General features: G+C 61.0%; 10 protein-coding genes. 4 read left to right on the forward strand and 6 right to left on the reverse strand.

Translation table 11 applies throughout. The features are described 5' to 3' along the window. Positions 1 to 170 precede the first annotated feature (170 nt). Positions 171 to 863 (reverse strand): amino acid ABC transporter ATP-binding protein, encoded by a 693-nt coding sequence (locus AA105894_RS05920; RefSeq protein ID WP_267310884.1) that lies wholly within the window; start codon positions 861 to 863, stop codon positions 171 to 173. A gap of 70 nt (positions 864 to 933) precedes the next feature. After that, on the reverse strand, positions 934 to 3,627 hold the full coding sequence (gene acnA, locus AA105894_RS05925; RefSeq protein WP_267310885.1) for an aconitate hydratase AcnA: 2,694 nt from the start codon (positions 3,625 to 3,627) through the stop codon (positions 934 to 936). Between the two features lie 116 nt (positions 3,628 to 3,743). On the opposite strand from acnA, the gene ccmA reads away from it, so the two are divergent. The 3 genes from ccmA (at position 3,744) to AA105894_RS05940 (ending at position 8,410) form a co-directional block, all read left to right on the forward strand. Then, a complete protein-coding gene (gene ccmA / locus AA105894_RS05930; protein WP_267310886.1) occupies positions 3,744 to 4,385 on the forward strand; it encodes a heme ABC exporter ATP-binding protein CcmA in 642 nt (213 codons plus the stop codon). Beyond that, a complete protein-coding gene (ccmB, locus tag AA105894_RS05935; protein ID WP_267311038.1) occupies positions 4,382 to 5,047 on the forward strand; it encodes a heme exporter protein CcmB in 666 nt (221 codons plus the stop codon). Before ccmA ends, ccmB begins: the two co-directional genes overlap by 4 nt. A 72-nt stretch (positions 5,048 to 5,119) precedes the next feature. Then, positions 5,120 to 8,410: a S41 family peptidase gene (locus tag AA105894_RS05940; protein ID WP_267310887.1), complete on the forward strand. Its 3,291-nt coding sequence runs from the start codon at positions 5,120 to 5,122 to the stop codon at positions 8,408 to 8,410. A 139-nt stretch (positions 8,411 to 8,549) separates the two neighbouring features. Here the strand turns inward: AA105894_RS05940 and AA105894_RS05945 are convergent, their stop codons facing one another. The 4 genes from AA105894_RS05945 to aroQ are packed head-to-tail and all read right to left on the reverse strand — an operon-like array spanning position 8,550 to position 11,418. Continuing rightward, on the reverse strand, positions 8,550 to 9,119 hold the full coding sequence (locus tag AA105894_RS05945) for an NIPSNAP family protein (protein WP_267310888.1): 570 nt from the start codon (positions 9,117 to 9,119) through the stop codon (positions 8,550 to 8,552). A gap of 24 nt (positions 9,120 to 9,143) precedes the next feature. After that, the gene (accC, locus tag AA105894_RS05950; RefSeq protein WP_188424778.1) at positions 9,144 to 10,490 is read right to left on the reverse strand and encodes an acetyl-CoA carboxylase biotin carboxylase subunit; all 1,347 of its coding nucleotides are present in this window, start codon (positions 10,488 to 10,490) and stop codon (positions 9,144 to 9,146) included. A 26-nt stretch (positions 10,491 to 10,516) separates the two neighbouring features. Next, a complete protein-coding gene (locus AA105894_RS05955) occupies positions 10,517 to 10,966 on the reverse strand; it encodes an acetyl-CoA carboxylase biotin carboxyl carrier protein (RefSeq protein WP_188424776.1) in 450 nt (149 codons plus the stop codon). Further along, positions 10,963 to 11,418 (reverse strand): type II 3-dehydroquinate dehydratase, encoded by a 456-nt coding sequence (gene aroQ, locus AA105894_RS05960; RefSeq protein WP_023979560.1) that lies wholly within the window; start codon positions 11,416 to 11,418, stop codon positions 10,963 to 10,965. Before aroQ ends, AA105894_RS05955 begins: the two co-directional genes overlap by 4 nt. A 329-nt stretch (positions 11,419 to 11,747) precedes the next feature. Between aroQ and AA105894_RS05965 the strand changes: the two genes are divergently transcribed. Further along, positions 11,748 to 12,389, forward strand: coding sequence for a septal ring lytic transglycosylase RlpA family protein (locus tag AA105894_RS05965; protein ID WP_267310889.1), 642 nt, complete (start codon positions 11,748 to 11,750; stop codon positions 12,387 to 12,389). Positions 12,390 to 12,494: the final 105 nt, after the last annotated feature.

Consider the following 12,494-nt stretch of genomic DNA (forward strand, 5'->3'; position numbering starts at 1 on the left):
ATTTGGGCCCGTGGCACTGGCAGAAGGCGCTGATGCTGCGGCATCCGGCGCCGCGACAGCTCCAACGGGGGCCAAGAAGCACAGAACAGCGAGACAGAGTGCAAGAACAGCACGCGGGACAAGGCCCGAGGCGCTCCACCGCGCCACGGCTCCGGCAGAAAGGCGGAAAGTCACAGCAGCGTCCTCAGGAAACGACGTGTTCTGGGATCCTGCGGATCTGCAAAAAGCACGTCCGGGTCGCCACTCTCAACGATATGGCCAGCCTCGACATAAAGAACGCGATCCGATGCCGCGCGGGCAAAACGCATGTCGTGGGTCACGACGATCTGGGTCATGCCCTCGTCATCGAGACGGCGCATGACCTGCAGCACCTCTTCCGCCAGTTCAGGATCGAGCGCGGAAGTGGGCTCGTCATAAAGCATCACTGCCGGCTTCATGGCCAGAGCGCGTGCAATGGCCGCGCGCTGCTGCTGACCACCCGAAAGGGTCGAAGGGTATCGGTCTGCCATCCCTTCAAGCCCCACTTTTGCCAGAAGCGCCCGCGCCAGCGGTTCGATTTCCGGCTGCGAGAGCCCCTTCACCGAACGGGGCGCCATCATCACGTTGTCCAGCACCGTGCGATGGGCGAACAGATTGAAAGACTGAAACACCATGCCGACATGCGCACGCAGCGCATGGGCGCGCCGCTCCTGGGCACGATTCCAGCCGTGGCCGGTCTGTTTGGTGATTTCGACGTCTTCGATGCGAAGCACGCCGGAATCCGGAATTTCCAGAAAATTGAGGCAGCGGAGAAAAGTCGACTTTCCGCAGCCCGAAGGACCGATGATCGAGACCAGCTCCCCTCGCTCAACGCAAAGCGACATGTCGTGAAGCACGACATGTCGCCCAAAGCTTTTGGTGATGTTTCTGGCGTCGAGAACGGGCTCGGCGTTGTCAGTCAGTGTCGGTCATCCCACGCAGGACATAAGGAAGAATTCCTCCATGCCTGTAATAGGCGACTTCATCAAGCGTATCGATTCGGCAAAGAAGCTCGACCTGCTCCGTTTCACCACCGGAACGCGTGATCGTCATGGGAACGGTCATGCGCGGGGTGATGGACTCGAGCCCACCCAGCGAAATCGTTTCGGAGCCGTCGAGGCCGAGTGTCTTGCGCGTCGTGCCTTCCTGGAAGGTCAGCGGCAACACGCCCATGCCCACCAGATTGGAACGATGGATACGCTCGAAGCTCTCGGCGATTACCGCCTTGATGCCCAGCAGCTTGGTACCCTTCGCGGCCCAGTCGCGCGACGAACCCATGCCGTATTCACGGCCACCGAACACCACCAGCGGCGTACCATCCTGCTGATAGCGATGCGCCACATCATAGATCGAAGCGACAGTGCCATCGGGCAGGTATTTCGACATGCCGCCCTCGACACCCGGGAGCATCTCGTTGCGGATACGGATATTGGCAAAAGTACCGCGCACCATCACGCGGTCATTGCCACGGCGCGACCCGTAGGAGTTGTAATCTGCAACCGCTACCTGATGCTCGCTCAGGAACTTGCCTGCCGGTGAAGACGGCTTGATGGCGCCAGCCGGAGAGATATGGTCGGTGGTGATATTGTCGCCCAGCAGCGCGAGAATGCGGGCATTCTCGATGTCATGCGTCTCGCCCGGCTCCTTGGTCAGCCCCTCGAAATAAGGCGGCTTCTGGATGTAGGTCGAGCTGTCCGACCAGGCGAAGGTACGGGCATCACTGGCCACGGCGAGAGCCTGCCACTGGCTGGTTCCCTTCGAGATGCTGCCATAACGCTCGACAAAGCTTTCGCGGGTGACGGAAGACTTGATGAGCGCAGCAATCTCCTCATTGGTCGGCCAGATATCGCGCAGGAAGATTTCCTTGCCATCCTTCGAGACACCAAGCGGCTCTTTCGTGATGTCCTTGCGCAGTGTCCCGAGAAGGGCATAGGCCACCACGAGCGGCGGGCTGGCGAGATAATTGGCACGCACGTTGGGCGAGATACGCCCTTCGAAGTTACGATTACCCGACAGTACCGACGTGGCGACAAGGCCATTCCCCTCGATCGCATCCACGATCGGCTGGGCGATGGGGCCGGAATTGCCGATGCAGGTCGTGCAGCCATAACCGACCGTCTCAAAGCCAAGCGCGTCGAGATCGGCGCTGAGCCCGGCCTTGTCGAGATAATCCGTCACCACCTGCGAACCGGGGGCGAGCGATGTCTTGACCCAGGGCTTGGGCTTGAGACCAAGCGCACGCGCCTTGCGGGCCACCAGACCGGCAGCCACGAGAACCGCCGGGTTCGAGGTATTGGTGCAGGAGGTGATGGCAGCAATCACCACATCACCATGGCCAATATCGTAATCCGAACCGGCCACGATGGCGCGCTTGCGCACATCATCAGGCTTGACGCCCAGCGTGGTGGTCAGAGCTTCCTCGAAAGCCGAGGTCGCATTGGTCAGCGCGACGCGATCCTGCGGACGCTTCGGGCCTGCCAGCGAAGGAATGATGGTCGACAGATCAAGCGACAGCACCTTCGAGAACACAGGCTCGGGGGTGTCTGCATCGCGGAACATGCCCTGGGCACGCAGATAGGCTTCGGTCAGGCGGATGCGATGCTCGTCGCGGCCTGTCTGATGCAGATAATCCAGCGTCAGCGCATCGACCGGGAAGAAGCCGCAGGTTGCGCCATATTCCGGTGCCATGTTGGCGATGGTCGAACGATCGGCCACCGGCAGATGATCGAGGGCAGGGCCGAAGAACTCGACGAACTTGCCAACCACGCCCTCGGCGCGCAGCATTTCGGTGATGGTCAGCACCAGATCGGTCGCGGTTGCGCCCTCTGGCAGCACACCGTCAAGGCGCACACCGATCACGTCAGGGATAAGCATGGCGATAGGCTGGCCAAGCATGGCAGCCTCGGCCTCGATTCCGCCCACACCCCAGCCAAGCACACCCATGCCATTCACCATGGTGGTGTGGCTGTCTGTGCCATAAAGCGTGTCGGGATAGGCGTATTCCTTGCCATCGACCTTGCCGGTCCAGACGGCCTGCGCCAGATATTCGAGGTTCACCTGGTGACAGATACCGGCACCCGGCGGCACGACACGGAAATTCTCGAAAGCGGTCTGTCCCCAGCGCAGGAAGGCATAACGCTCGCCATTGCGCTCGAACTCGATCTCGACATTGCGTTCCAGCGCATCGGCGCTGCCTGCCACATCGACCATGACCGAGTGATCGATCACGAGATCGACCGGCACCAGCGGGTTCACCTTCTCCGGGTCGCCATCGAGCGCGATGATGCCGTCACGCATGGCAGCCAGATCGACTACAGCGGGAACACCCGTGAAATCCTGCATGAGGATACGCGCCGGTTTGAACGGCACTTCCTGATCGGAATGACCTTTTGCGGCCCAATCGACGATCGCCTGGGCATCTTCCGTGCGGTAGCTCAGCCCGTCTTCGAAACGCAGCACGTTTTCGAGCAGAACCTTGAGGCTGACCGGCAGTCGGGACAGATTGCCCAGCCTGGCCGCCGCATCCGGCAGAGAGAATATGTGGTACTTTCGGCCATCAACCTCCAGATCCCGCATCACGCCCAGGGAATCCCGTCCGACGGTTCTCATGGCTTGTCCTCCTGCCTTGTCAACTGGCCCCTCAGGGCTGGCCCTTCTATACAGTCTCGACCCTTATTCGCACAGAGTCGAATGAAACTCTCTCAGGAAGATGTTATTTCTGCACAATGTCAGGTTTTCCCTCGTCTCCAGCGCCTTGGCTGCTCGCTCATGACATAACCGTGATCCGCGGAGGGCGGCTGGTGCTCGATCAGGTCAGCCTTTCGCTGGACCGTGGCGAGGCACTTCTCCTGACCGGCCCCAATGGTGCTGGCAAGTCGACCCTGCTCCGCGTGCTTGCCGGGCTCTGCCCTTTTCAGGGGGGAAGCTTCACCTTTGAGGGGCGCAAGGGGGGCACGCCGGAACAGGCGCTGGATATCGCCTATCTCGGCCATCTTGATGCACTCAAATCCGGCCTGACCCTGCGGGAAAATCTTGCTCTTGAGGCAGGCATCGGTGGCGGCGCCTGTGACGAGGCTCTTGAGGCGCTCGATCTGCTGGCACTGGCCGATCTGCCAACCCGGCTTCTCTCTGCCGGGCAGAAACGACGCGGGGCCTTCGCGCGCGTGATGGTGCGTCAGGCCTCGCTCTGGCTGCTCGATGAGCCCAGTCTTGGCCTCGATGACAACGCCATCGCAACGCTCGGCACCCTGATGGCTGCCCATCGCGCAGCTGGCGGCATGATTATCGCAACCACCCATGTGGTGCTGCCTCTGCCAGAGTCACGTCGCTTCGTGCTGACACCGCAGGAGGGCTCGACATGGATATGAGCCTGTTTCTTGCCCTCATAGGGCGCGAGCTGCGCCTTGCCCTGCGACATGGGGCCGATACCTTGGCTGCGCTGCTGTTTTTCGTGCTGTGCGGCAGTCTCTTCCCACTGGCACTCGGCCCCTCACCTGCCTTGCTGCACCGCATGGCGCCCGGCGTCATCTGGGTTTGTGCCCTGCTCGCCACGCTGCTGCCGCTCGACCGGCTTTTCAGCGCCGATCTGGAAGATGGCGGGCTCGACCATCTCCTTCTCCTTGGCCTCTCTCCCGCTTTCGTCGCCTTGGCCAAGATCATCTCCCACTGGCTGACCACCGGGCTCCCGTTGCTCTTTGCCGCCATACCACTCAGTCTGATGCTCGGCAGTTCCCCTGGGGATATCCCACCCCTTCTCGCAGGGCTGGCACTTGGCACGCCGCTTCTCTCTCTTCTGGGTGGCATGGCCGCCGCACTGGTGCTTGGCGCCCGTCGTGGTAGCGTGCTTCTGCCCTTGCTCATCCTGCCGCTCGCGACCCCGGTTCTGATCTTCGGGGCAGCTTCTGCCGATGCGGCAACGAACGGGCGCAGCTTCGGCCCCGAACTCGATTTTCTCGGTGCATTCCTCGCGCTGGCGCTCGTGCTCTGCCCCTTTGCAGCCGGAAGCGGCCTGAAAGCAGCAAGTTCGTGAGGGGATAAGGGCTTGAATTTTCAGCCCGTTCACGTTCTCTAACAAGGCTCCCATTCGCTACGGAAGATGTTCATGCGTTTTTCCCCGCTTCTCGCCGGCGTTGCCCTGCTGAGCCTTGCGCCATTCTCCGCCCACGCCGCGCCGGGCTATCTGCGTGACCCTTCCCTTGCAGGAACGACGATTGTCTTCGACGACGAACAATCTGTCTGGCAGGTTCCGCTGAAAGGCGGGAGCGCGAGCCGGCTGACGGCGCCCATCGGCACGGACCCGCACCCCATTCTGTCGCCCGATGGCAGGCAGGTTGCATTTCTGGCCGATTACGATGGCCCGACAGAAATCTACGTCATGCCGATCGAAGGGGGCACACCGCGGCGCGTGACGTTTGAAAACCAGAACGTGATGCCCATCGGCTGGGACAAGAAAGCGGGAATTCTCTACAGCACGGCGCCTGCTACCGGTCCGGGTCTGAGCCGCATTGTCGTTGCCATCCATCCGGTCAGTGGCACACGGCACATTTATCCCCTGGCCGATGCCAATGATGCAGTTCTGAGCGCAGATGGGCAGTGGCTCTATTTCATTCGCTTTGGCACGGCTGTCAGCCACGACCATCTGCGGCTCTACCGGGGTGGCGCCATGGCACAGCTCTGGCGGTACCACCTCAAGGGCGGTGTGGAGGCAGAACGTATCGGCCCGCAGGATGCCAATCTGCGTCGCCCCATGCTCTGGAATGACCGTCTGATCGTCGTGAGCGACAAGGATGGTCGCGACAATCTCTGGAGCTTCGCACTCGACGGAAGTGACGGGCATCAACTCACCCATCATGACGATTTCAACGTCAGACAGGCCAGCCTGAGCGGCAACGACATCGTCTATCAACTTGGCGCCGATCTCTGTCATTTCGATTTGCAGAACAATAGCGACGCCATCCTTCCGATCGACATCGCCAGCGACCGTGCTGCGAGACGCCCGCTCTGGCTGGATAATCCCTTCGCCTATCTCACCGAAACCAGCCTCGCCGCGAACGGCAAACAGGTTGCGCTGACCCTGCGCGGCCATGTCGCCCTTGCCTCACCCGGCCCGCTGCGGCGCGTGACCCTGGCCAGCGCCGCAAGCACGCGCCTGCGTCACGCAACCCTCTCGCCCGATGGCAAGAGTCTTTATGCGTTCAGCGATAAGGGCGGGGAGTCCGAGCTATGGGTGTTCCCGAGTTCAGGAAGCATTGAGGGCACGCAGCTCACCCATGGATCGAAAAGCGAGCCGATGGGGCTATGGGTTTCGCCTGATGGCACCCATCTGGCTCACACCGATATTGCCGGGCGGCTGTTTCTCTATGATGTCGCAGCACATACCGACAAGATGATCGACGATGCCCGTCTGGACGGGCGCAGCGAATACGACTCCCTTACCTGGTCGAAAGACGGGCGTATCCTGGCCTTCGCCAGAGCACGCGGCGAGACCACAAGGCGGCAGATCGCGCTCTATCCGCTTGATACGGGCGAGATCATCTGGGCGACCACCCCCGACTACGAATCCTATGCGCCGCGTTTCAGCCCGGATGGCAAGTTCCTGTGGTTTTTGTCAGACCGGCTTTTCACCCTCAATAATGGCGGCCCCTGGGGGGACCGCAATCCGGCGCCGGTTTATGCGCCACGCACCGGTGTCTTCGCCCTCGCCTTGCAGAAAGACGCGCATTTCCCCTTCGCGCCGCGCACCGAACTCGATCAGCCCGCGCCGGCCCAACCCGCCGACAAGACGGCGACCGCGCCTGCAAAAAAGCCTCTGACCCTGGAGGCTGCTGGCCTTGTCACCCGGCTTTATCAACTGCCGATCCCGGCGGGTGATTTCAGCAGGATCGAAATCGGGCCGGAGTTTCTCTACCTCCTCGCCCATAAGCCCGATCAGCTTGCCAGCAAGGACGACGATCTGGTCCTGAAAGTGCTCAAGATCGGGCCCGGCGAAGCCAAGCTCAACGACTTTGCTTCCGGTCTGCGCGATGTGGCTCTTACCCCTGACGGCAAGACGCTCATGCTCGTCTCAGGCAAGGAAAAGCGCGCTCCAAAAATTCAGCTCGTCCCTGCTGCAGCCAGTCTTTCCGGCGTGAACAGCACGGACACGACGATCGCGCTCGACGGCTTGCGCCTGCGTGTCGATCCGGGTGCCGAGTGGCAGGGTCTGTTCAACGATGCCTGGCGCCTGCATCGCGATCATTTCTACGATCCGTCGCTGCATGGCGTTGACTGGCCTGCCATGCGCGACCGCTATCGCCCGTTGCTCTCACGACTGGGCGACCGCTCCGATCTGGATGATCTGCTGGGCCAGATGATGGGCGAACTCAACGCCCTGCACTCCCAGTTCCGCCCGGCGGAGCCCCTTGCACGCGATAATGCCGTGCTGATCGCCAGTCTTGGTGCGCATCTCACGCGCCAGCCCGGCGGCTTTCTGATCGATCGCCTCTATGAGGGCGATCCCAATCTGCCCGAAGACCGCTCGCCCCTCGCTGCGCCCGATCTCGATGTGCAGCCGGGCGATCTCATTACCGCGCTCAACGGGCAGAACCTTGCCGATCAGCCTGATCTGTCCGCCCTTCTGGCCAATCAGGCCAACCGTCAGGTGCTCCTTACCCTCAAGCGCAAGGACCGTGTCTTTCAGATCGTGGTTTCTCCGATCGGTGCCAAACAGGATGCGGCGCTTCGTCTTCGCGCCTGGGAAAGCGAACGCGCTCGTTATGTCGCGACCGCAAGCCATGGCCATATCGGCTATGTGCATCTGCGCGCCATGGGCAAGGATGACATGGCCCGCTTCACGCGAGACTTCTTTGCCCAGACCGAAAAAGACGGGCTCGTGATCGATGTCCGGCGCAATCTGGGCGGCAACATCGATTCATGGGTCTTGTCGGAATTGCTGCGCAAGGTCTGGATGTTCTGGTCCGACCACGGCAGAACGCCTCAGGGCAACATGCAGCAGACATTCCGGGGCCATGTCGTCGTGCTTTGCGACGAATTCACCTATTCGGATGGCGAGACCTTCTCGCAAGGCATAAAATCTCTCGGGATCGGCCCGCTTATTGGCGCCCGCACGGCCGGTGCCGGTGTATGGCTCTCCGATAGCGACCGCCTTGTCGATAACGGCCTGCCCCGTACGGCAGAACGCCCCTATTTCGATATGAAAGGCCATTGGCTGGTCGAGAACCATGGCGTCGAGCCTGACGTCACGGTTGAGAACATGCCGGTCGCCACCTTCAATGGGCAGGACCAGCAGCTCGACAAGGCACTGGAGACATTACAGACCCTGCTCGAAAAACAGCCGGTCACTCCCCTCGTGCCCGAGCCATTCTCTGGACAGGCTGAAGCCAGACCCGAGTAAAACACGCAGAAGGCAGCGCCCCTTGGGGCTCTGCTCCGAACCCCGGAAAGGGGCCTTCCCCTTTCATCCTTTCGGACGAGTATGCCTGAGAAAAAGGCCGCTCTGCTCGGGGCAAGGGCCTCTTTCCCCGGAACGAAACTCAGATACTCGGCGAATAAGCAACCGGGGTCAGAATGGCGTTACGCATCGTTCCCAACATAGGCAGGATGCCTTTCGGCGGCCAGGCACCAGAGGCCACGGCTTCCTTTCTTTTCTCGGCACGCTCGGCGAGATCGCCATAAGGCCAGAAATGGGCAAGACGCGACGGTCCGTCACTGGACATCATGACAGCATAGGCAGGAGAGATCGTCGCGCGGGCCGGGACGGCGGCTTCCATAAGGGCCGCCACATCGGCCTCATGGCCGGGGAGAACATCATAGATGCGGAACTCATAGGCGCCGCCATAGGTGCCGGGAGCCGGCTTTGTATCGGCAATCAGGGTCCAGCCATGACGGTCGATACGCTCTACGCCGACCTCATTACCCGGCCAGACCAGATCGGCCGGGGTGGGGCTGAACATCACGACAACCTCATTGAGATTGCCGAGCTCGGTCGTCCAGCATCCCAGAAAACCTGCGCGCCCCACGAGATGCGCTTCAAGCGCCGCTACGACCTGGGGAACGCTGCCCGATCGGCAGGTGAGAACAAAGGTTTCAACGCTGGCGGACATCGGGACTTTTCCTTGTTGTTTTTCTTAACTCTTAAGCGAGTCGACGAATTTTTCCAGCCAGTGAATCGTGTAGTCACCCTTCTGGAACTGCGGGTCAGCCAGGATTTTGCGATGAAGCGGAATGACGGTCTTCACTCCATCGACCACGCATTCATCCAGCGCGCGCTGCATACGGGCAATCGCCTCGGCACGCGTAGGCGCGTGAACGATCAGCTTGGCAATCATGCTGTCGTAATAGGGCGGCACGCGATATCCAGCGTAGATGGCGCTGTCGATACGCACACCCAGACCGCCCGGTGCATGGAAAACCTTGATCGTGCCGGGGTTCGGCATGAAGGTTTCGGGATCTTCCGCGTTGATACGGCACTCGATGGCGTGACCGCTGAAGGTCACATCCGACTGCTCGTAGCCCAGGGCCTCACCGGCTGCGACACGGATCTGCTCGCGCACCAGATCGACATCGCAGACCATCTCGGTCACTGGATGCTCGACCTGAAGACGGGTGTTCATCTCGATGAAGCAGAACTGGCCATCCTGATACAGGAACTCCAGCGTCCCCGCATTGCGATAACCCATCTTCTTGAGCGCCGACGTCGCGGTCTCACCGATCGCATCGCGCTCTTCAGCGGTCAGCACAGGTGAACCAGCCTCTTCGAGCAGCTTCTGGTGACGACGCTGCAATGAGCAATCGCGCTCGCCGAAATGCACGACATTGCCATGTGTGTCGGCCATGATCTGCAGTTCGATATGACGCGGCTTGTCGAGATATTTCTCGAGATAGACCTCGTCATTACCGAACGCCGCGCGGGCCTCGGTACGGGCGACCGTCCAGGCTTCCTCGATCTCGGCTTCGCTCTGGGCCACCTTCATACCGCGACCACCGCCGCCAGCGGCAGCCTTGATCAGCACCGGATAACCGACCTTCGCTGCCACTTCACGAGCAGCGGCGAGATCGCGCAGAGCGCCGTCAGAACCCGGCACGAGGGGCACGCCCAGCTCGCGCATGGTCGTCTTGGCCATGATCTTGTCGCCCATCGTGCGGATATGATGAGCGGTCGGACCGATGAACACGAAGCCATGTTCTTCGACTGTCTCGGCAAAATCGGCGTTTTCCGACAGGAAGCCGTAACCGGGATGAATGGCCTCTGCGCCGGTAATCGTGGCGGCCGAAAGAATGGCCGCAACGTTGAGATAGGATTCACGCGAGGATGGCGGCCCGATGCAGACCGCCTCATCCGCCAGTCGGACATGCATGGCGTCGGCATCTGCCGTGGAGTGCACGGCAACCGTTGCGATGCCCAGTTCACGGCAGGCGCGCAGGATGCGAAGCGCGATTTCGCCGCGATTGGCGATCAGGATCTTGGAAAACATCTGGCCCCAGACTCAGTCAGTAATGCTTATTCAATGATGGCGAGAGCTTCGCCGAATTCAACCGGGTCACCGCTGGCCACCAAGAAGCGCGTCAGCGTACCGCTTCGGGGCGCCTTGATCTGGTTGAAGGTCTTCATGGCCTCGATCAGCATGATGGTCTGACCGGCCGTCACGACCTGGCCTTCATGCACGAAAGGCGGGGCCGACGGATCTGGCGTCAGATAGGCAATGCCGACCATCGGGCTGCTGACAGCGCCGGGGTGGTTGGCGGCATCGACTGGTGCCGGAGCGGCAGCGGCAACAGGCGCTGCGGCGACGGGCGCCGGAGCGGCGGCATGAACGATCTGACCGCCAGCGCTACGCACCACGCGGATGCGGTTGTCCTTCTCGGCAACCTCGATTTCGGTCAGACCGGTTTCGGTCAGAATGTCAGCCAATGCCCGGATGGCATCTGCGTCCACGAGCATACGGCTCATCGTTCGTCCTCGTCTTCGATCATGTCATAAAGTGCGCGCAATGCCATGGCATAGCCTCGCACACCAAACCCGCAGATTACGCCAATAGCGGCCTGAGAGGTATAGGTGTGATGGCGAAAGGCATCGCGGCGATGGATATTGGAGATATGGACCTCGACCGTCGGCAGTCCTGTTGCGAGAAGCGCATCCAGAAGTGCGATGGACGTATGCCCATAAGCCGCCGGATTGATCACGATACCACGCGCCCGCCCCCGGCATTCCTGAATCCAGGAAACGAGCTCGCCTTCGATATTCGTCTGGCGAAAATCGATGGCGACGTCGAGCTGCTCGGCAGCCTGGATGCAGACCTGTTCAAGGTCGTCCAGGGTCGCATGGCCGTATATCTCCGGCTGGCGCATACCGAGCATGTTGAGGTTGGGGCCGTTTAGCACGGCAATCATCGGGCGAATCATGAGTGCAGCCCGTAGCACTTTCGCTTGGGGCGTAAAAGCCTTCCTGCTTGTGTCAGGCAGATTACGCCTCATTCCTGCCGCGTTTCTCCGTTTTTATCGTGATTGACCATGAGGCAGGGCACTCCCGTCAGCGGGGATGGATCCATAACGATTAACCCTGTCTCACCTCACGATTTCGCGTTCAGGGCTTATCGTGTTAGGGTCGCATTTCGCCGTCCTGGCTTGTCAGGGCATTCGATCGTTCGGAGTTACTGAGCAAAAGGCTGTCAGCTGTCGTGAAGTCGTCTAAAAGCAGAATGCTTACTTTCAGATCCACGGAACGCAAAAAAATGCGTATCCGCGCCCGAATCGGAGGTCTGGCACTGCTTTGCACGGCATTTGCGCCGAAGCACAGCGCCCATGCGGCCAGCAAGACCGATGTGACCACGGTCACCGCCCCCTCTTCGGAACACGCGCCCTGGGCCTCTTCGGTCAAGATGGCCCTCGCCCGTCGCGCCCATAGTATCGCCCTTGCCAGCCATAATGTGCTGGCGTGGTCAGAGCACGGTGTTGCCAGCTGGTATGGCAAACGCCTTGTCGGACATCGCACCAGCAGCGGCGAGAGGCTCGACAGCCACGCCCTGACCGCAGCGCACCCCACCCTGCCATTGGGCTCGAAGGTTCTGGTACAGAACGAAGATACGGGGCAGTCTGTCATCGTAACCGTCAATGATCGCGGGCCGTTCAACAGCCGCATCATCGATCTGTCTCACGCTGCGGCCGCCGAGATCGGCATGCTGGGCAGTGGCACGGCGCATGTGAAGCTCGCACCCATTCCGTCCGATACGACCATTGCAGAAGACCAGCCGCTCGAAGTGGCCGAAGCCGAGGCTGAGGATACCAACGAGCAGGCTCTTGATGCGGTCACGCCCGTTGTTACCCCCCATGCCAGCAAGGCCCGGGCAACGCGCCACCCCCGTCACCACAAATAAAAGCGACTACGGCGCCTCGAACGAAGAGGTCGCTTTCGTCTGAACATCAAAAAGGGCGTGGACCTCTTGGTCTCACGCCCTTTTCGTGTTTTGCAGCCTCTACTC

It is taken from the genome of Asaia spathodeae NBRC 105894 (assembly GCF_025994195.1).
Lineage (GTDB): Bacteria > Pseudomonadota > Alphaproteobacteria > Acetobacterales > Acetobacteraceae > Asaia > Asaia siamensis.

What these genes read in the sequence shown, in the direction of transcription:
- AA105894_RS05920 (WP_267310884.1), bottom strand. Translation starts at nt 863, where the DNA reads ATGTCGCTTTGCGTTGAGCGAGGGGAGCTGGTCTCGATCATCGGTCCT.
- acnA (WP_267310885.1), bottom strand. Translation starts at nt 3,627, where the DNA reads ATGAGAACCGTCGGACGGGATTCCCTGGGCGTGATGCGGGATCTGGAG.
- ccmA (WP_267310886.1), top strand. Translation starts at nt 3,744, where the DNA reads ATGTCAGGTTTTCCCTCGTCTCCAGCGCCTTGGCTGCTCGCTCATGAC.
- ccmB (WP_267311038.1), top strand. Translation starts at nt 4,382, where the DNA reads ATGAGCCTGTTTCTTGCCCTCATAGGGCGCGAGCTGCGCCTTGCCCTG.
- AA105894_RS05940 (WP_267310887.1), top strand. Translation starts at nt 5,120, where the DNA reads ATGCGTTTTTCCCCGCTTCTCGCCGGCGTTGCCCTGCTGAGCCTTGCG.
- AA105894_RS05945 (WP_267310888.1), bottom strand. Translation starts at nt 9,119, where the DNA reads ATGTCCGCCAGCGTTGAAACCTTTGTTCTCACCTGCCGATCGGGCAGC.
- accC (WP_188424778.1), bottom strand. Translation starts at nt 10,490, where the DNA reads ATGTTTTCCAAGATCCTGATCGCCAATCGCGGCGAAATCGCGCTTCGC.
- AA105894_RS05955 (WP_188424776.1), bottom strand. Translation starts at nt 10,966, where the DNA reads ATGAGCCGTATGCTCGTGGACGCAGATGCCATCCGGGCATTGGCTGAC.
- aroQ (WP_023979560.1), bottom strand. Translation starts at nt 11,418, where the DNA reads ATGATTCGCCCGATGATTGCCGTGCTAAACGGCCCCAACCTCAACATG.
- AA105894_RS05965 (WP_267310889.1), top strand. Translation starts at nt 11,748, where the DNA reads ATGCGTATCCGCGCCCGAATCGGAGGTCTGGCACTGCTTTGCACGGCA.